Below are 19320 nucleotides of genomic sequence, written 5' to 3' on the forward strand. Positions count from 1 at the left end.
TTTTTTTTATGTTAAAATGGTGATGTTTAGGAGGAGTGCACGTGTTAAAGTATGAAGAAATCGCTCATAATATTGAACGTTATATTAGAGAGCATAATTTAAGACAAAATGATAAATTACCTAGTACAGAAGAGATGATGAACGAATATCAAGTGAGTAAAAGTACCATTGTTAAGGCGTTATCTTACTTGCAGCAAAAAGGGATGATTTATCAATTGCGTGGTAGTGGCATTTTTGTACGTCGAACGAATCGTAAAGGTTATATTAACTTATTTGAAAATCAAGGTTTTACGTCGCTATTTGATTATTCAAATGTCTCAGCTAAAGTGTTAGCTATTGAAGAACTTGGGGCAAATGAAGAAGTGGCAGAGTCGTTAAATATTGCAGTCGGGGAGCCTGTGCTATACGTGAAACGTTTACGTTATATTGAGGAACAGATTTTTTGTGTTGAGGAGTCTTATTTTAATAAGATGACAGTTCCGTATGTTAATAAGGAAATTGCTGAACAGTCTCTTTATCAATATTTAACCAATGTTTTGAAGGTTAAAATTGGTTACTCAGACAAGTTTTTACATGTTATTAAATTATCGGAGCAAGTTGCTCAATTGTTGGAGCTAGAGAAAGATGATCCAGCATTATTAACGGAAGAAATCTTCCATAAAGGTAATGGAGAGCCATTTAACTTCTCGAAAATCACTTATCATTATGTGAATTCGCAATTTTATATGGCATCAGTGGAGATGAAATAGCGGAAGCGACATAATTTTTGTGATCAAAATCAAATAGAAAAAATGAAAACCCAGCTAGGACAATTATTTGTCTCAGCTGGGTTTGGCATTTATTTAGTCAAGAAATTAAACAACGAAATCTCCACTGGTTCTTCTAATTGTAATAGCATCTTGACCAATGATTTTGTTTCGCCTTCTGAGGTGGCGCGGGTGACTTGTTCCATTGAGTTAACATCAGGCTTAACTTTCCCTAGATAATAGAAGTCAGAACCATGATCATCAGCTTTTTTGATAAAGAAGTGGATATTAGCTGTTTGTCCATGTTCTTGTAAATAACGAACTTCAGGACTATTTATGGTTCGTGGTGCTTTGGTAAACCATTGGATGGTCTGGCTATCAACGAATCCATCTTCATAGGCGACTAGTGAACCTCGGAAATCTTCGCCCTTTTCAAGTGTCACAAAAATGATGAAATCGGCGTCGTTATATATATAACCACCAATATTTTGGTTAACCATTTGCTCTTGCCAATTTAGTAGACGCAATGTATCACGGCGACGATATTTTTGATATAAGGTAAAAGGTAGCTGTTTAATATGCTCACGATATTTTGCTATTCCTACTCGAATTAAATCACGCAAATGAGTAACAAAATAGTCATTTTTCATCACGTGAAGGAATGACGGAGTAACATTTCCTTCTAAATCAATAAAAGTCGCTTGCTTAAATCTTTTTTTATCGCCACCGGTATAGAAATTCATAGATAATACATTTAAAGTAGAAGCAATTGTTTGTTCGTCATGTTGAATTTCACATGACATAAACAACTGATGTAGTGCGTCATAAGAGTAAGTTGTTTTTTTAGTATCAAGTATGTCATTAATCAAGACTAATTCATTAAGTCGTAAGCCTACTAATAATTCATCTGAGACAAAATTCAAATAAGTCTCCTCTAGTTCAGACAGCACCGGAATATCCTCTTTCATACTCTTTAAAAATCGATAGTAATTTTTTTGTTTTGTTGCGATTACAACGGGATCGACAATTTTTTGAGTATAAAAGTCCCATAGCTTTGGGATTCGGTTTAACCGATTTTTTAATTCTTGATAAGGTTTACGAAGCATCGTCATACTATCAATTTTTACTTGGTCAATTGATGAGGAAATCCGTTCCTTAGCAATCTGCTCAAAGTTGATAGCAGAGAGACCTGAAATGTAATGGGTATCGTAAGTATCTTTTCTTAGGTTATTTTTGTTGAGTGACATATCCCCAGACAGGGCCATCGGAATTAAGTAGTTATTTTGATAATTCCCGATAAAATCGATAATGGTAACGTAGTCTTTGTCAGGGTGTTTTCTTAGACCGCGTCCTAATTGTTGAATGAAAATAATACTAGATTGTGTATTCCTAAGCATCACTACTTGATTTACGATTGGGATGTCGATGCCTTCGTTAAAAATATCAACGGTAAAAATATAATGGAGATTACCAGCTTCTAATTCTGAAATCACGGCTTCACGTTCGCTAATAGAATGTTGCCCAGATAAAAATTTTGAAGGAACTCCTCGTTCGTCAAATCGTCTCGATAATTCCTCTGCTTCGTCAATAGAAGAACAGAAAACTAATCCTTTAGGTTGGTTATTACTACAGCTGTAGTAGTTGATTTTTTCTAATAAAAAATCAACACGTTCATCCGCGATAAGATAGTTAAAATCAATTTTCTCATGGATGGTCATGCCATCTTTTTCGTAATCTGTTACACCAAAATAGTGAAAAGGGCACAGCATATTTTCTTTGAGCGCATCCTGCAGGCGGATTTCATAAGCGATATTGTAATCAAATAATTCAAAAATATTAAAATTATCTGTTCTTTCAGGTGTAGCTGTCATCCCTAATAAAAAGTTGGGCTTAAAATAGTTAAGCGTGCGTAAGTATGATTCAGCACCGGCTTTATGAACTTCATCAATTAGCACGTAGTCAAAATAATCCTCAGTGAACAACTGGTAGTTTTCAGGTTTTGAAATGGTTTGAATGGTCGCAAAAAGATAGTTTGCGTCAATTTCACGCGTGTTTCCTGAAAGTATTCCATAGTCACTATCAGAGCCGCCTATTATTTGTTGAAAGGATTCTTTTGCTTTAGTTAAAATCTGTTCTCGGTGAACAATGAACAGCATTTTCTTTGGTTTGTAATTTAGAACATCAAAGGCAGCCAAATAAGTTTTCCCCGTTCCTGTCGCGGAAATGATTAAGCCTTTTTGTTGACCTTCTGCACGCAATTGTTCCAAACTATCCAGTGCTTGCCGTTGCATTTTATTAGGTACAACGTAAGCTGGTTTTTCTTCAGTTAGTTCGATGGGGTGATAGTCTGATTTAAAAACTGGCTGTTCGTAATTCATCTGATACTGCTTAATCCATTCGGTAGATAAGGGAGACGCTTCATTCCACTCTTTTTCCATATGATGTGTAACTTGATGAATGATTTCCCCATGTTCGTAGGATGTTAGTTTGACGTTCCATTCGTAATTTAATTTTAAGGCACTAAGCGTTAAATTAGAGCTTCCGACAATTAACGAATGATGGGTTGTTTGTGAGAATAAGTAACCTTTAGCATGAAAACCAGCTTTATTTGAGATTCTCACATCTAAGTTAGGAATATTTAACAAATCTTCAAAGACTTTCGGCTGATTAAAAGATAAATAAGTCGATGTCAGCAAACGGCCTCCTAATCCTCGTCGATGTAAATCTGCCAGTTGCGCTTTAATGGAAGCTAATCCATCTTTTGTTATAAAAGCGATGGAGAAAAAGAAATCTTGGCAATTATCTAGTTCATTTTGAAGCGTGTTTAAAAGAAAGGTTTTATCGACGGGCTGATTGATAATTACTTCTGGGTCATAGGCAGAACCAGGAACAGTTTTGTCGATGAAAGCTTTTTTAAGTGAGCGTTCTAAAATTTCCATATAACACGTCCTTTTTACCTTATTTTGTGCTTAATTTTTCTACTGCTGGAATATCAGCGGGCGCCCAAGTTAACGTTTGAAGTTCGTTAGGATATAACCATTTAATCGCTGCATGTTCGGTTAATTGTGGTGTGCCACTGATTAAGTGACAAATAAAAGTTGTTAATGTTACAACGCCAAAGTCATATTCGTACGTAGTGGTTTCAAAAATATCTTCAGCAACATTGACGTCAATCAATAATTCTTCATTTAATTCTCTTTTTAGTGCAGCTTGTGGTGTTTCACCAGGTTCTATTTTTCCGCCAGGGAATTCCCACATTAGGCTAAGGGACATATGTTCACTGCGTTGGGCACATAATATTTTGCCCTCATTCATCAAAATTGCGCCTACTACATTGATTTGTTTCTTCATTGTATCTCGTCCTTTTTCAATTAATATAATAATTGTAACAGATCTATTCGCGTAACAAATACTTTAATTAAATAAAAAGATTTATATAGTTAGCTATTTAACAATCTCTTCATCTAATAAAGCTCTTTTCCTTTATTCCTACTTTCAAAATCTGTATAATATATATAAGGTCAAATATAGTCAAGAAGTTGGTGAGGAAAATGGATAATCAAAACATGTCCGATTTGATCGAACAGTATTTAAAAAGAATTCTGCAAGAAGAAGAGGTTGTTGAGATTCGTCGTATTGAGATGGCATCCCAATTTAGTTGTGTGCCATCGCAGATTAATTATGTTATTAAAACCCGATTCACACTGGCACAAGGCTACATGGTTGAAAGTAAACGAGGTGGCGGTGGCTATATTCGCATCCAAAGAGTACAATTAGGTCATAACGAAGATTATTTAAGTTATTTAAGTGATTTAATAACGGACCGTTTGACATATAGCGAAGCACAGGCTGTTATTGAACAGTTATACCAACAAAAATTATTAACCAAAAATGAAAGTCAATTACTACTATCCGTCGTCCATTACGATGTGATTGGTAAACAAAATGATCGAGAAGAATACGTTAGAAGTAATATTATCAAAGCAGTAATCGATCGTTTACGCTATGAAGAAAAGAGGTAATGAGGATGTTAGAATTAACAGGAAAAGCACGCCAAGTCTTAATGATTGCACAACAAGAAGCGAAACGTTTTCGTCATCAATCAGTCGGTTCAGAACATTTGCTATTGGGGCTGGTAATGGAAGAAGAAGGTGTTGCAGGTTCTATTTTAAGAAGTTACGATATTCAAGTTGAGGATATCCAACGTGAAATTAACTCACTAACGGGGTTCAATACGAACCGTTATAGTAAGGCAGTAGATTACTTGCCGTATTCACCAAGAACGAGTCAAATTATTACGTTTGCGCAAGATGAAGCCGTGCGCTTGCGTTCCCCAAAAGTCGGAACAGAGCATATTTTGTTAGGTATTTTACGTGATGATGAAATTTTAGCATCACGCATTTTACGCAACTTTGGCTTAGATTTATCAAAAGCGCGTCAAACAGTATTGAAAAAAATTGGTGCTATGGAAACTAAAGGATTTAAAGGCAAACGTTCTGCAGGTAGCAGCGAGCAAACTCTTGATTCTAAGACACCAACTCTTGATGCTTTAGCGCGTGATCTTACCAATTTAGCACGTGAAGGCGGACTAGATCCGGTCTTAGGTCGTGAAAAAGAAGTCAAACGTTTGATTCAAATTTTGAGTCGTCGTACAAAAAATAATCCAGTCTTAGTCGGGGAACCAGGTGTGGGTAAGACGGCTATCGCCGAAGGATTAGCGCAAAAAATCGTTAACGGTCAAGTGCCGGAAGATATGTTTGAAAAACGTTTGATGATGCTAGATATGGGCGCAGTGGTAGCTGGTACTAAATACCGTGGCGAATTTGAAGAACGCATGAAACAGTTAGTGTCTGAAATTTATGTGGATGGTAATGTGATTTTATTCATTGATGAATTACATACATTAATTGGTGCTGGGGGCGCAGAAGGAGCGATTGATGCGTCAAACATCTTGAAGCCAGCTTTAGCGCGTGGTGAAATCCAAACAATTGGTGCGACTACGTTAGAAGAGTATCAAAAATATATCGAAAAAGATTCTGCCTTTGAGCGTCGTTTTGCTAAAATTCAAGTTGATGAACCAACACCTGAAGAAGCGCTAGAAATCTTGAAAGGTATTCGTCCAAAATACGAAGAACATCACAAAGTAGCTATCACAGATGAGGCCCTATCTGAAGCAGTTAACTTATCTGTTCGCTACATTAGTGGCCGTCAATTGCCAGATAAAGCGATTGATTTAATTGACGAAAGTGCGGCTAAAGTTCGTTTGAGTCACACAACGAAGGTGACGCCGTTAATGCGCGCTAAAAATAAATTAGCTGAGATTCGTGAAGCGAAAGAACTGGCGATTTTAGAACAAAATTTTGAAGAGGCATCAAAATTACGTAAGCAAGAAAAACGTCAAGAAGAAAAAATTGTGAAGCTAGAGGCAGAACAATTAAGCGACACGCCTAACTATCAAAAATCAGTCACAGATTTAGATATCGGTGAAGTGATTTCTCTATGGACCGGTATTCCGTTACAACAATTGGAGAAAAAAGAAAGCGAACGTCTATTAGAACTTGAAAAAGAGCTGCACAAACGTGTAGTAGGCCAAGACGAAGCGGTTGTAGCAGTTTCTAAAGCAATTCGTCGTGCACGTAGTGGATTGAAAGATCCAAAACGTCCGATCGGTTCATTCATGTTCTTAGGCCCAACCGGTGTGGGGAAAACGGAATTAGCCAAAGCGTTAGCTGAAGCGGTATTTGGAGCCGAAGATGCTTTAATTCGTGTCGATATGTCAGAATTTATGGAAAAACATTCGACTAGCCGTTTAATTGGTTCACCTCCAGGCTATGTTGGGTATGATGAAGGCGGACAGTTAACGGAAAAAATTCGTCAAAAACCTTATTCAGTCATTTTGTTTGATGAAGTTGAAAAAGCACATCCAGATATTTTCAATGTCTTACTTCAAGTGTTGGACGATGGCCACTTAACGGATACCAAAGGGCGTAAAGTTGATTTCCGTAATACGATTATCATTATGACCTCTAATATCGGGGCGACGGCGCTAAAAGAAGAAAAATTTGTCGGATTTAACGCCACAGACTTGAGCGCTGATCATAAAGCCATGTCTAGTCGTATGATGGAAGAATTGAAGAAGGCTTTCCGACCAGAATTCATCAACCGTATTGATGAAACCATCGTCTTCCGTTCATTAAACAAAAAAGAATTACGTGAAATTGTGAAGATTATGTCGCAATCGTTAGTGACACGTTTAGCCGAGCAAGACATCAAATTAAAATTAACGGCAACAGCGTTAGATTTAGTTGGTGAAGCAGGATTCGATCCGGAATACGGAGCCCGACCATTAAAACGTGCGTTACAAACGAAAGTGGAAGATCGTTTGAGTGAAGAATTACTAGCCGGTAAGATTACGGTAGGTAGTCAAGTGACAATTGGTGCAAGTAAAGGTGAAATCACGATTAACGTTAAGGATAAAGGTACTGAAAAGACAAAGGTTAAAACTAAATAATTTTATTTCACAAACAATAACTGTGTTATAACAGAAAACGCTACAGGCGAAACTTGTAGCGTTTTTTTGTATGTGAAAAAAGCAACTATATTTATTGGTTAGTATGTGATAATATTATCATGATTGCAAACAAAGGAGTGTTATTATGGAAATCCATTTAACGGCAACTGTTGAGTCATTAGAACAAGCCAAACAATTGCTTGAAGCAGGCGTAGATACGCTGTATTTCGGCGGTGGCACGTATGGTTTACGTTTACCACATAATTTTTCGTTAGAAGAACAACGTCAATTAGTTGAATTAGCCCACACATATGGGAAACGTGCAGTTGTCGCGGTTAACGCGATTATGCACCCAGAAAAAATGTTAGAAATTAAAGACTATTTAGATTTTTTACAAGAGATTAAAGTCGACGCAATTACCGTAGGAGACACGGGTGTGATTCATGTGTTGCGTCGTGATGGGTATAACTTACCGTTTATTTATGACGGCCACACAATGGTGACAAGTGCACGTCAAATGAACTTTTGGGCGAAACGTGGGGCGATTGGTTCAGTGGTCGCTCGTGAAGTTCCGTACTTAGAGTTATGTGAAATGAAAGACAAATTAATCGGTTTTGGTGAGATCTTGGTTTACGGTGCATCATGCATCCATCAATCAAAACGTCCGCTAGTGGAGAACTATTTGAATTTTGTTGAAACACCTGAACAAGATAAGTCTAAAGAAAGCAATTTATTCTTATCGGAGCCACGTAAAGGGGGCACCCATTATTCAATTTACGAAGATGAGCATGGCACGCATATTTTTGCGAATAACGATGTCAATTTAATGGTACAGTTAGACGCATTAGCGGCGATTGATTTCCATGAATGGAAATTAGAAGGTATTTACACACCAGGTGAAACGTTTGTCGAGATTGCGAAGTTATTCATTGAGGCGCGTGACTTATTGGTTAGCGGTCAGTGGACCGTTGAAAAAGGCTTGGAATTAAATGAAAAAGTAAAGGTACTACATCCTGAAGAGCGTGATTTAGATAGCGGGTTCTTCTTGATGAGTCCTGAAGAGGTGAAATAGAAAGATGACAACAAAAAAAGTATTAAAACGTCCTGAGGTGTTAGCGCCAGCTGGAACTTTAGAAAAATTAAAAGTGGCGATTCATTACGGTGCGGATGCAGTGTATATTGGTGGGAATGCTTACGGATTGCGTAGTCGTGCCGGAAACTTCACCTATGAAGAGATGCAAGAAGGTGTGGCGTTTGCGAAAGAACACGGTGCAAAAGTTTATGTGGCGGCGAACATGGTAACGCATGAACATGACGAAGAAGGCGCGGGCGAGTTTTTCCGTGAATTACGTGATGTCGGAATTAGTGCGGTCATCGTATCAGATCCAGCATTAATCGAGATTTGTGCGACCGAAGCACCAGGATTGCCGATTCACTTATCAACGCAAGCGTCAGCGACAAATTTCGAAACGTTAGAATTCTGGAAAGAAGAAGGACTTGAGCGTGTGGTGTTAGCACGTGAAGTCTCAATGGAAGAAGTTAAAGCAATTCGTGAAAATACGGATGTCGAAATTGAAGCCTTTATCCACGGTGCAATGTGTATTTCTTATTCAGGTCGTTGCACGTTATCAAATCACATGTCCAAACGTGACGCGAACCGTGGTGGCTGTTGTCAGTCTTGTCGTTGGAAATACGACTTGTATGAGATGCCATTTGCTAACCAAAAACGTTCATTAGTCGCGCGCACGAAATCAGAAGAGCCGTTTTCAATGAGTGCGGTGGATATGTCGATGATTGAGCATATTCCTGAATTAATTCAAAACGGTGTTGATAGTTTCAAAATCGAAGGTCGTATGAAGTCGATTCACTATGTTTCAACAGTTGCCAATGTTTATAAGACAGCGGTCAATAGCTACATGGAAGATCCAGAAAATTATGTATGTAAGCAAGAATGGATCGATGAATTATGGAAAGTTGCACAACGTGAATTAGCAACGGGCTTCTACTACAAAACACCAGGTGAAGATGAGCAATTATTTGGTGCGCGTCGTAAAATTCCCGCGTATAGCTTTATCGGCGAAGTCATGGCGTATGATGAAGAAACAAAAATGGCGACCGTTCGTCAACGTAATGTCTTTAGTGTTGGAGATGAAGTCGAGTTTTATGGACCTGGTTTCCATCATTTCGAACAAACGATTGATGTCATGTGGGATGAAGAAGGAAACGAAATTGATCGTGCACCTAACCCAATGGATTTATTGACGATTCCAGTTTCTCAACCCGTCAACGTGGGTGATATGATGCGCAAAAAGAAATAAATGAGAATTTTTTTTAGATTAGAATCATTATTAATTAGAATCCACTCATTTATAGAGCGTTTTCAATACGATTTGTTTCCATTATGATGTTTTTATTTGTATAATGTAGAGATGATAGGATGGAGGGATTACGTTTGGATAATTACGATTACATTGTCATCGGTGGCGGTAGTGGCGGTATTGCTTCAGCAAATCGCGCAGCTATGCACGGTGCCAAAGTGTTGTTGATCGAAGGGAATCGTTTAGGTGGAACATGTGTGAACGTTGGATGTGTCCCTAAAAAGGTCATGTGGCAAGCGAGTGTCATGCGTGAGAATATGTTACAAGATAGTCAAGGGTATGGTTTTGATGTTGAAACAAGTTTTGATTTTAAAACATTAGTAGCCAATCGTGATGCGTATATCAAACGTTTGAATGGGTTGTATGCCCAAGGTTTAGCGAGCAACCAAGTCGATGTCGTGACAGGTTATGCTAAATTTATTTCTAAACATACGGTTGAAGTGAATGGAGCAACGTATGAAGCGCCACATATCCTCATTGCAACAGGTGGCAAGTCAGTTTTTCCTGATATGCCTGGTGCTGAATATGGAGACGATTCAGATAGTTTCTTCACATGGGAGACCTTACCGGAGAAAGTTGCGTTGGTTGGTGCAGGTTATATTGCGCTTGAAATAGCTGGCGTGTTAAATGGTTTAGGGGTTGAGACGCATTTGATTTATCGTTATGAGCGTCCACTACGTCAATTTGATACGGATATCGTTGACGAATTGCTTAGCATTTACGAAGCAGAAGGGATTCATTTGCATCCTGAAAGTCATATTCAACACATTGAAAAAACAGCGACCGGTTCATTAGTACTAACGACTCAAAAAGAAACGTTAGAAGTTGAACGTCTAATTTGGGGCATTGGTCGTACGCCAAATGTCGATTCGTTAGGTTTGGAAAATACTGATGTGAAGCTCGATGAACAAGGCTTTATTCAAGTTGATCGTTATCAAAATACTACTGCAGAAGGGATTTATGCTGTAGGAGATGTGATTGGAAAAATCGATCTAACACCCGTTGCGATTGCATCAGGTCGTCGTTTGTCAGAACGTTTATTCAACGGTCAAACGGCGTTATATCTAGACTACGAAAATGTTCCAACTGTTATTTTTACCCATCCACCGATTGCGACAATCGGTTTATCAGAACAAGAAGCGCTTGAACAGTATGGTGAAGATCAAGTGAAAATTTATCGTAGCCAGTTTAATCCGATGTTGTACGCGTTACAAGATCGCAAGGTTAAATCAACGATGAAATTAATTTGTGTCGGACCAGAAGAAAAAATTGTCGGCTTACACGGCATAGGTGTTGGAGTCGATGAGATGTTACAAGGCTTTGCGGTTGCCATTAAAATGGGGGCAACTAAAGCGGATTTTGATAACACTGTTGCGATTCATCCAACTGGTGCAGAAGAATTCGTTACCATGCGTTAACCAATTGAATTTTCTCGAGAGCTATCGGTTGAGAGCAAATTCAAGTTAAAAACTAAATAATTTTTTAGAGGAGGTATTTTGATGGATATTTTGACATTAGCAAGAATCCAGTTCGGAATGACCACTGTATTCCACTTTTTATTTGTGCCATTATCAATTGGTCTAGGTCTGGCAGTTGCTATTATGGAAACACTATATGTTATCAAAAAAGACGAAATTTACAAAGACATGACCAAATTCTGGGGTAAGATTTTCTTACTAAGTTTTGCAGTCGGTGTCGTAACAGGTATTATCCAAGAATTCCAATTTGGGATGAACTGGTCTGAATACTCACGATTCATGGGAGATATCTTCGGTGCACCACTTGCCGTTGAAGCGTTATTAGCGTTCTTCTTAGAATCAACTTTTATTGGTTTATGGGCGTTTACTTGGGATAAAGTAAAACCAAGAACCCATGCAATTTTCATGTGGTTAGTAGCGATTGGTTCTGCGCTTTCGGCGTTATGGATTTTAGCAGCTAACTCATTCATGCAACATCCAGTAAGTTACACCATCAATCCAGAAACAAACCGTGCGGAAATGGATAGCTTCTTCGGATTATTACAAAATCCACAATTATGGTTAGAATTCCCACACGTTATCTTAGGTGCTTTCACAACAGGTGCATTTGTTATCGTCGGAATTTCAGCGATGAACTTACGTAAAAAACGTAACATTGAATTTAACCGTAAATCAATGAAGTTGGGTGCTATCTTAGGAACAATCTTCGCAATTGCAACAATGGGTGTTGGTCACCAACAAATGATCGCTTTAGCAACCGATCAACCAATGAAATTTGCTGCAATGGAAGCAATGTATGATGATTTAGAAGATGGTTCTTGGACAGCAGTTGCTTTCCCAGATACTGAAAATAAAGATGCCGGTTTTGAAATTAAAGTGCCTAAATTAATGAGTTTATTAATGGGTGACGACGGCAACACAACGTATAAAGGGATGAATACCCTTGATAAAGAATTAGTGGAAAAATATAAAGGTGAACACGATATTGCAAGTTTCTACGTGCCAGTTAAGACCTTATTCTGGAGCTTCCGCTTCATGGCAGGTTTTGGTTCTGTGATGGCGATTGTTGGTTTACTAGTTTTATTCTTCTTACGTAATGATAAAATCATGAATATGGGTTGGGCGCTATTCGGTACAAGCTTGATGGCATTGGCACCATTTATCGCTAATACTTCAGGTTGGTTAATTACTGAATTAGGTCGTTTCCCATGGACTGTTTATGGTTTATTCACTATCGCTGATAGCGTATCTCCAAACGTGACAGCTAACCAATTATTATTCAGTAACATTGTTTACTTCTTATTATTTGCATTAATGGGAACAGTTTTAGTTAAAATGATCTTACGTGAAAACAAAAAAGGTCCTTACTATGTGGATCCAGATGCAGCAAATAACGAAATCGATCCTTTAGCAAAGGAGGAATTCTAAGATGATAGCAGGTTTAGAACCGTTACACTTTATCTGGTTTTTATTAATTTGTGTGTTATTCGTAGGCTTCTTCTTCTTAGAAGGCTTCGACTTTGGTGTTGGGCTAGCAACGCGTTTGTTAGCTAAAGATGAAAAAGAACGTGATACAGTTGTTCAAACAATTGGACCTGTTTGGGATTCCAATGAGGTTTGGTTAATTACGGCAGGTGGGGCGATGTTCGCTTCATTCCCACACTGGTATGCAACATTATTTAGTGGTTACTATATTCCATTATTCTTGATTTTAGTTGGTTTGATCGTACGTGGCGTGTCATTTGAATTCGCTGCTCATTCAGAAACTAAAAAAGAGAAAAACTTCTGGCAATGGATGTTATTTGTAGGTAGTTTAATTGTGCCATTCATGTTTGGTATGATCTTTACAAGTATGATTCAAGGGATGCCAATTGATGAAAACTTTAACATCTTCGCTAAATTTGGTGACTATGTTAACTTAATGTCAATCGTTGGTGGTGTGGCTGTAACATTAATTTGTTTCATCCATGGCTTAAACTATATCCGTCTTAAAGTTGAAGGCGACTTACGCGTGCGTGCTGAAAAATTATCTCAAAAATTATACCCAGTATTATTTGTGGGATTAGTAGTTTTTGCCGTCTTAGTTTATAGAAATACGGACTTCATTGAGCGTCGTCCTGTTTCAACGATTGCTATTTTAGCCGTTATCGTAGCAGCTGCTGTGGCCGCATACTATGGTGCGTTAAAAGGTAAAGAAACATTATCGTTTCTTTCAACAGGTGCTGTCTTAGCAGGTATCGTCGTGTTAATCTTCAATGGAATTTTCCCATATGTGATGATTGGCGATGTCGCAGCTAACAGCATCAAAATCAGTGAAGCAGCGAGCACATTATATACATTGAAAACAATGACGATTGTGACAGCATGTATCTTGCCATTTGTGTTAGCGTATCTTTCATGGTCATACTATATCTTCCGCAAACGTATTAAAGTTGGCGAAGGTAATGAGCATTATTAAAAAAGTTAGAGGGTAAAAAACGAATGATAGATAAGAATATTTTCAAATTTGAAAAGATTCGACCTGTGTTCGTAGGGCTTGCAGCGTATAGTATACTGCAAGCTCTTTTAATTATCGGCCAGGCGTATTTTTTATCGAAAAGTATTACTAATGTGTGGTCTGGTGAAACCGTCCGCGCACAGTTCGTTAATATTGGGATTTTCTTTGGTTGTTTCATGATGCGTCAACTAATCAACTTTATTAAAGACAAAGTTTTAGATAAGTATGCGTATGAGCAATCAAGAAAAGTTCGTCAACAATTAATGAAAAAAGTTTTCTCACTTGGACCAAATTTTGTCCAACGTGAAGGGTCAGGGAATATGGTCACAATGGCAATTGAAGGGATTAGTCAAATTGAGAATTATTTGACGATTATTTTACCTAAAATCACCAACATGATGATTGTTCCTTGGATTATTGCGTTATTTGTCTTTTTCCAAAATAAACGCTCAGCGATTATTTTAGTCCTAGTCTTCCCGGTGATTATCATTTTCATGATTGTCTTGGGATACGCGGCGAGAAGTAAGGCTGACAAGCAATATGAAGGGTTCCAACGTTTAAGTAATCACTATTTAGATACCTTACGTGGTTTAGAAACATTGAACTTGTTAGGTCTTGGTAAACGTTATGCTAAGAATGTGTTCAAAGTAAGCGAAGATTATCGTAAAGCAACGATGAGTACGTTAAAAATTGCGATTCTTTCAACGTTTGCGTTAGATTTCTTCTCAACTCTATCCATCGCTTTAATTGCGCTGTTATTGGGAATTGATTTGATTGAACAACGTATCGTGTTATTACCAGCTTTAACGACGTTAATTTTAGCACCAGATTTCTTCTTGCCAGTCCGAGATTTTGCTAATGACTATCACGCAACACTTGATGGTGGGAATACTTTAAAACAAATTTTTGGTATTTTAAATGAGGAAGAAGAAGGTATTACAGACAACTTATCGTTGACAGACTGGAATGCCTCATCTAACTTAACATTACAAAATGTTAACGTGAAATATGCTAGCACTAAAGATAAAAACACGTTAGCTGATATTAACTTTGAGTGGCAAGGTTATGGGAAAATTGGGGTGGTAGGTTTATCTGGTTCAGGAAAATCAACGCTAATCAAACTATTAGGTGGTTTCTTACAACCGGCTGACTATGACAAAATTGCGGTCAATGAGCATGAAATGAAAGGTTTCCGTGAAGTGTCATGGCAACGTCAATTGTTCTATATTCCGCAAGATCCGTATATTTTCCATGCAAGTTTAGCAGAGAATATTAAATTCTATGTGCCTGAAGCAAGCGAAGCAGAAGTTGCTTTAGCGATTGAGCAAGCGGGTCTTAAAGAAGTTGCGGCAGAATTGCCCAACGGATTAGCCACAATCATTGGTGAAGGTGGCCACGTCTTAAGTGGTGGGCAAATGCAACGTGTCGCTTTAGCACGCGCCTTTCTAGACAAAAACCGTCACATTTTACTGTTTGATGAGCCTACTGCACATTTAGATATTGAAACAGAAGCAGAATTAAAAGAAACAATTCTACCAATGTTTGACAATAAATTAGTCTTTTTTGCAACGCACCGTCTACACTGGATGCGTGAAATGGATTATATTTTAGTCATGGATAAAGGTCAAATTGTTGAAAGTGGCACGTACGAGGAGTTAATTGCCAAAGATGGCGCTTATAAACAATTCGTCAACGAAGTAACAGGAGGTGGCGAACATGTCTAAAACGACACCAAAACGTTTACTTTTATCAAAAGAAGATACATGGATTCGTCCGTATTTTAAAAAGTATAAAAAATTATTAGCATTAGTGTTGTTCTTAGGTTTACTAACGTTTTTCTCAGCGAGTGCCTTGATGTTTACGTCAGGTTTCTTGATTAGTCGTTCGGCAGCTATTGGGGTGTTTAACGCAACTTTACCCGCTAAACCTGAGAATATTATGAAAGTTTATGTGGCCTCTGTTTTGACGCGTTTGTTCGGGATTAGTCGTCCGGCTTTCCGTTATTTTGAACGTTTAGGCAGTCATAACTGGGTCTTAAAAATGACCTCTGATATTCGTTTACGTTTATATAACTCATTAGAAACGCGTGCGGCTAAAGCTAAACAAAATTATCAAACTGGGGATATTATGGGGATTTTAGCTGAAGATATTGAGCATATTCAAAATCTTTACTTGCGAACAATTTTCCCTACTTTAATTGGTTTAGCCATGTATGTCTTAGTGATTATTGCGTTAGGTTTGTTCTCAGTGCCATTTGCGTTATTTGCGGCGTTGATGTTTGGGGTGATTACGATTTTAATTCCGTTAGTGTCTGTGGCGGTTAACCAAGCACGTATTTACCGTCGTAAAGCGAAACGTCATGAATTGTATACAGAATTAACAGATTCTATTTTAGGTGTCGGAGACTGGCAATATAGCGGTCGCCAGGCTGAGTTTCTAGAACGTTATAATCAGAGTGAAGCAAGTGTACGTGAAGAAGAAGCGGCGCTAAATAAACATACCCGTTTGCGCAATGTTTTGATTCAATTTATTTATGGTGTTTTGATCATTGGTTTATTTATTTGGGCAGGGACTTATTTTGCACCTGATCAATTAAACTGGGTAGGAGCATTTGTATTGGCGGCGTTCCCGTTAATGGATGCCTTTAATCCGATTGCTAACGGTGTAACGGAGATGCCACTTTACGAAGATTCAGCGCAACGTCTACATCAATTACCAAATCCTGATGAAGAAGCGTTGAAAGAAAAGCATGTCTTGGAACAGCTACCTACAACAGGAGCGCTATCGTTTAAAGATGTCGTATTCCATTATCCAGATAGTAACAAACTCGTTGTGAATCACTTTGACTTAGAAGTACCATCTGGTGAAGTATTAGCGGTTCTTGGTAAGAGTGGAACGGGAAAAACAACGTTATCAAAAATTCTACGTGGCGACTTATTAGCAACGTCGGGTGAGATTACGATTGATGGTGTTGACGTGAGCTTAATCGGGGACGATATGTCCAAAGTTATCGGTGTCTTGAACCAAGCGCCTCACATTTTTGACACAACGATCTTTAATAATGTTCGAATGGGGAATATGGCGGCGAGTGATGAAGAAGTCATTCAGGCGATTTACCAAGCAGGCTTAGGTCCGGTGGTAGATGAGTTGCCAAATGGTGTCCATACGTTCGTAGAAGAGGGCGGTAAACGTTTCTCAGGTGGCGAACGTCAACGTATTGCGTTAGCACGTATCTTGTTACAAAATGTGCCCGTTGTTATCATTGACGAGCCAACGATTGGTTTAGACCCTATTACTGAGCGTGCCTTATTAGAAACTGTGTTTGAGGTCTTAAAAGGCAAAACAGTTTTTTGGATTACGCACCATTTAGTGTCTATTCAACACGCTGACCGTGTTATCTTTATGGAAGATGGTCAAGTCAAAATGGACGGTACTCCGCAAGAATTAAAAGCTACCAACGAGCACTTTAAGTACTTATTAAGTCTAGATGACGCTTAATAAAATAATTAAATTTGTTCATCTTGCTTAAGAAGGTACCCCAATAAAAAAACTCTCGGATTTCCGAGAGTTTTTTTATTGCTAATTACCAAAAGGAATACTAATCAAAATTAATGGACAGGGGTTAGCCTAAAGTAAGTTTGAAGCAAAAGTAATTACTAAGTACGCCAAGAAATTATTGATAAAATGCAAAGCCATCGACACTTCGATACGTTTTGATTTGACATATATATATCCCATGATAAAGCCCATAATAGTATAGGCGAAGAATGCCGGAATAGAGTCCGGTGTATGTGGTAAACAAAATAGGACAGAGCTGATAATCAAGCCAAACCAAACTTTTTTGGTATCATCGGGGTTCATGATGTCACCAAATAAACGAATAATACCAAAGCGGAAAATTAACTCTTCGCCAATAGGTGCTAAAACACATAGAATGAAAAATAACGTACCCGGATTGATTTGTGTAGCTAAATCATAAATGGCTTCGTTATTGCTAGTAGTATCATTTTCCATTAGAGGAAGAATCAGCAAGTTAGAAAGATAAATAGCGATATAGCCACCAATAATGTAGAATAAATGTTTCTTTTGAAATAATTTTGGGAAAAATTGATGCTTTGTTTTTGTTAAATAAAAACCGATAAAAGCTAATAAAACTAAAAAGACACTAATAATACCGATTTTTTCATAGCCTAACATAATAAGAGAGCTGGGTAATGAGTAGACAATGAAAAAAATAATTAATAGCCCAAATTGCCATAATTTGGAGATGATGTTCTTCATATCGTAACCTCCTAGAATTTATAAATAAAAGGGACTGTGACTAGTGGTCGCAGTCCTTTTTTATTATGATTGAGTTAAGGTGCTAGGTGCAAGTTTTCTGCATAAATCATCAGACTAAATGCTTCCTGAAGCATCTGGGTAAACGGGCTTTCGTGGGCTACTTTTTTTCAATATGTTGTAACTCTCAAAAATTGTTGTACAATTTTCGTCGTCCCACGCATATTGCGCAAAAGCAAAACACCCACTCAAGCACCTTGGTAAACGGGCTTTCGGACGCAACTTCCTCGGTAATATGTCACGACTCCTAAAAATTGCTACGCAATTTTTGTCCTCGTACGCATATTACTCGAAAGTTAAACGCGTCCTCAAGCACCTCTAATAATCTCGTTGTAGTAGTTGTTGGGTCATTTCTTGTAAGACGGTTTTGGCTGGGATGTTTGGTAGTTTGCTGATTTCTTTTAGGGCACTGTCCGTATAGCGTTTGGCCATTGATTGTGCTTCAGTAATCCCGTTATAACGTTTAATGTTTTCTAATATTTCTTTGACATCTTCTTCTGATAAATCTTGTTTAGTTCTTAAAATATCGAATGCTTGTCGGTTATTTTTCATCGCTAAGATTAAAGGTAACGTATAATTACCATTCTGGATATCCTCGAGCACTGGTTTTTGTAAGACGTCTTCATCAGCGGTGAAATCTAAAATGTCGTCTAAAATTTGAAATGCCATCCCGATATCGTGGCCAATACGATAAGCACGTAGTTGTGTCATTTTTGAGCAACCAGCAAAGCGAGCACCTTCTGCACAGCTTAGTTGGAATAGTTGTGCGGTCTTACCTTTGACATGACGCAAATACTCTTTAACAGTAATCTCAGGATTGTGACGCAAATGCATTTGATCTAATTCACCAATTAAAATATGGCGCATATTTTTTGCATTGAAATCCAAGACTTTATAGTCACGCGTTGCCTGTGTTACTAATTGGAAATAAACGGTAAATAAGAAATCACCAGTATAAACTGCGATATCTTTACCGTAAAGAGATTGAATGGTTTCCATGTTACGACGAATAGGCGCTTCGTCGATAATATCATCATGGACTAAGGTTGCTGCATGTAAAATTTCAATAGCTGCAGCATATTGGTATTTTCTCTTATTAGAAGGGACTTCTCCAAATTTTGTGAACAGTAAGAAAAAGGCTGGTCGTAAAAGCTTTCCACCATTGGCAAAGAAAGATTGCAAGGCACGAGAGATTTCCTTATTTCGAATCGTCACTTCTTGATTCATGATTTTTTGTGTTTCTAATAATTCTTGTTGTAGTTCTGGAAATTTTTCCCATATGGAGTGAATTGCCATGCGAACCTCCTAGTGAAATAATATTGATAATGTTCTCATTTTAACATAATTTTAGCAAATTTAAGAATAAATAGAT

At 37.9% G+C, this 19320-nt stretch carries 14 protein-coding genes; 10 read left to right on the plus strand and 4 right to left on the minus strand.

The genetic code is table 11. The features are described 5' to 3' along the window. Positions 1 to 41: 41 nt before the first annotated feature. A complete protein-coding gene (locus tag FA707_RS00910; protein ID WP_136952459.1) occupies positions 42 to 749 on the plus strand; it encodes a GntR family transcriptional regulator in 708 nt (235 codons plus the stop codon). An 89-nt stretch (positions 750 to 838) separates the two neighbouring features. Here the strand turns inward: FA707_RS00910 and FA707_RS00915 are convergent, their stop codons facing one another. Both FA707_RS00915 and FA707_RS00920 read right to left on the minus strand, forming a co-directional pair. Then, a complete protein-coding gene (locus tag FA707_RS00915; protein ID WP_136952460.1) occupies positions 839 to 3685 on the minus strand; it encodes a DEAD/DEAH box helicase in 2847 nt (948 codons plus the stop codon). 19 nt (positions 3686 to 3704) lie between these two features. Then, positions 3705 to 4097 carry a (deoxy)nucleoside triphosphate pyrophosphohydrolase gene (locus tag FA707_RS00920; RefSeq protein WP_136952461.1) on the minus strand — a complete coding sequence of 131 codons (393 nt, stop codon included), beginning with the start codon at positions 4095 to 4097 and terminating at the stop codon, positions 3705 to 3707. Between the two features lie 200 nt (positions 4098 to 4297). On the opposite strand from FA707_RS00920, the gene FA707_RS00925 reads away from it, so the two are divergent. From FA707_RS00925 to cydC, 9 genes are all read left to right on the plus strand, one after another. Then, positions 4298 to 4768 carry a CtsR family transcriptional regulator gene (locus FA707_RS00925; RefSeq protein ID WP_136952462.1) on the plus strand — a complete coding sequence of 157 codons (471 nt, stop codon included), beginning with the start codon at positions 4298 to 4300 and terminating at the stop codon, positions 4766 to 4768. Positions 4769 to 4773: 5 nt separating this feature from the next. Continuing rightward, entirely contained in the window at positions 4774 to 7257 is a 2484-nt protein-coding gene (locus FA707_RS00930; RefSeq protein ID WP_136952463.1) for an ATP-dependent Clp protease ATP-binding subunit, read from the plus strand. A 145-nt stretch (positions 7258 to 7402) separates the two neighbouring features. Continuing rightward, positions 7403 to 8329, plus strand: a complete 927-nt coding sequence (locus FA707_RS00935) for a peptidase U32 family protein (RefSeq protein ID WP_136952464.1) — start codon at positions 7403 to 7405, stop codon at positions 8327 to 8329. Between the two features lie 4 nt (positions 8330 to 8333). Continuing rightward, positions 8334 to 9575 (plus strand): peptidase U32 family protein, encoded by a 1242-nt coding sequence (locus FA707_RS00940; protein WP_136952465.1) that lies wholly within the window; start codon positions 8334 to 8336, stop codon positions 9573 to 9575. Positions 9576 to 9709: 134 nt separating this feature from the next. After that, positions 9710 to 11053 (plus strand): glutathione-disulfide reductase, encoded by a 1344-nt coding sequence (gene gor / locus FA707_RS00945; protein WP_136952466.1) that lies wholly within the window; start codon positions 9710 to 9712, stop codon positions 11051 to 11053. An 81-nt stretch (positions 11054 to 11134) separates the two neighbouring features. After that, positions 11135 to 12541, plus strand: coding sequence for a cytochrome ubiquinol oxidase subunit I (locus FA707_RS00950; protein WP_136952467.1), 1407 nt, complete (start codon positions 11135 to 11137; stop codon positions 12539 to 12541). Position 12542: 1 nt separating this feature from the next. Continuing rightward, complete coding sequence (cydB, locus tag FA707_RS00955; protein WP_136952468.1) at positions 12543 to 13571, plus strand: cytochrome d ubiquinol oxidase subunit II; 1029 nt, start codon at positions 12543 to 12545, stop codon at positions 13569 to 13571. 23 nt (positions 13572 to 13594) lie between these two features. Next, positions 13595 to 15334, plus strand: a complete 1740-nt coding sequence (gene cydD / locus FA707_RS00960) for a thiol reductant ABC exporter subunit CydD (RefSeq protein ID WP_136952469.1) — start codon at positions 13595 to 13597, stop codon at positions 15332 to 15334. After that, complete coding sequence (gene cydC, locus FA707_RS00965; protein WP_136952470.1) at positions 15327 to 17108, plus strand: thiol reductant ABC exporter subunit CydC; 1782 nt, start codon at positions 15327 to 15329, stop codon at positions 17106 to 17108. The genes cydD and cydC overlap by 8 nt, the downstream gene beginning before the upstream one ends. Positions 17109 to 17237: 129 nt before the next feature. Here cydC and FA707_RS00970 read toward each other — a convergent pair whose 3' ends face one another. After that, the gene (locus tag FA707_RS00970; protein WP_136952471.1) at positions 17238 to 17891 is read right to left on the minus strand and encodes a CPBP family intramembrane glutamic endopeptidase; all 654 of its coding nucleotides are present in this window, start codon (positions 17889 to 17891) and stop codon (positions 17238 to 17240) included. Between the two features lie 375 nt (positions 17892 to 18266). Then, positions 18267 to 19244, minus strand: a complete 978-nt coding sequence (locus FA707_RS00975; protein WP_136952472.1) for a polyprenyl synthetase family protein — start codon at positions 19242 to 19244, stop codon at positions 18267 to 18269. Positions 19245 to 19320 lie beyond the last annotated feature (76 nt).

This window comes from Vagococcus zengguangii, assembly GCF_005145005.1.
Lineage (GTDB): Bacteria > Bacillota > Bacilli > Lactobacillales > Vagococcaceae > Vagococcus_A > Vagococcus_A zengguangii.

What these genes read in the sequence shown, in the direction of transcription:
- FA707_RS00925 (WP_136952462.1), top strand. Translation starts at nt 4,298, where the DNA reads ATGGATAATCAAAACATGTCCGATTTGATCGAACAGTATTTAAAAAGA.
- FA707_RS00970 (WP_136952471.1), bottom strand. Translation starts at nt 17,891, where the DNA reads ATGAAGAACATCATCTCCAAATTATGGCAATTTGGGCTATTAATTATT.
- cydB (WP_136952468.1), top strand. Translation starts at nt 12,543, where the DNA reads ATGATAGCAGGTTTAGAACCGTTACACTTTATCTGGTTTTTATTAATT.
- FA707_RS00935 (WP_136952464.1), top strand. Translation starts at nt 7,403, where the DNA reads ATGGAAATCCATTTAACGGCAACTGTTGAGTCATTAGAACAAGCCAAA.
- cydD (WP_136952469.1), top strand. Translation starts at nt 13,595, where the DNA reads ATGATAGATAAGAATATTTTCAAATTTGAAAAGATTCGACCTGTGTTC.
- FA707_RS00975 (WP_136952472.1), bottom strand. Translation starts at nt 19,244, where the DNA reads ATGGCAATTCACTCCATATGGGAAAAATTTCCAGAACTACAACAAGAA.
- cydC (WP_136952470.1), top strand. Translation starts at nt 15,327, where the DNA reads ATGTCTAAAACGACACCAAAACGTTTACTTTTATCAAAAGAAGATACA.
- FA707_RS00950 (WP_136952467.1), top strand. Translation starts at nt 11,135, where the DNA reads ATGGATATTTTGACATTAGCAAGAATCCAGTTCGGAATGACCACTGTA.
- FA707_RS00920 (WP_136952461.1), bottom strand. Translation starts at nt 4,097, where the DNA reads ATGAAGAAACAAATCAATGTAGTAGGCGCAATTTTGATGAATGAGGGC.
- FA707_RS00940 (WP_136952465.1), top strand. Translation starts at nt 8,334, where the DNA reads ATGACAACAAAAAAAGTATTAAAACGTCCTGAGGTGTTAGCGCCAGCT.
- FA707_RS00930 (WP_136952463.1), top strand. Translation starts at nt 4,774, where the DNA reads ATGTTAGAATTAACAGGAAAAGCACGCCAAGTCTTAATGATTGCACAA.
- FA707_RS00915 (WP_136952460.1), bottom strand. Translation starts at nt 3,685, where the DNA reads ATGGAAATTTTAGAACGCTCACTTAAAAAAGCTTTCATCGACAAAACT.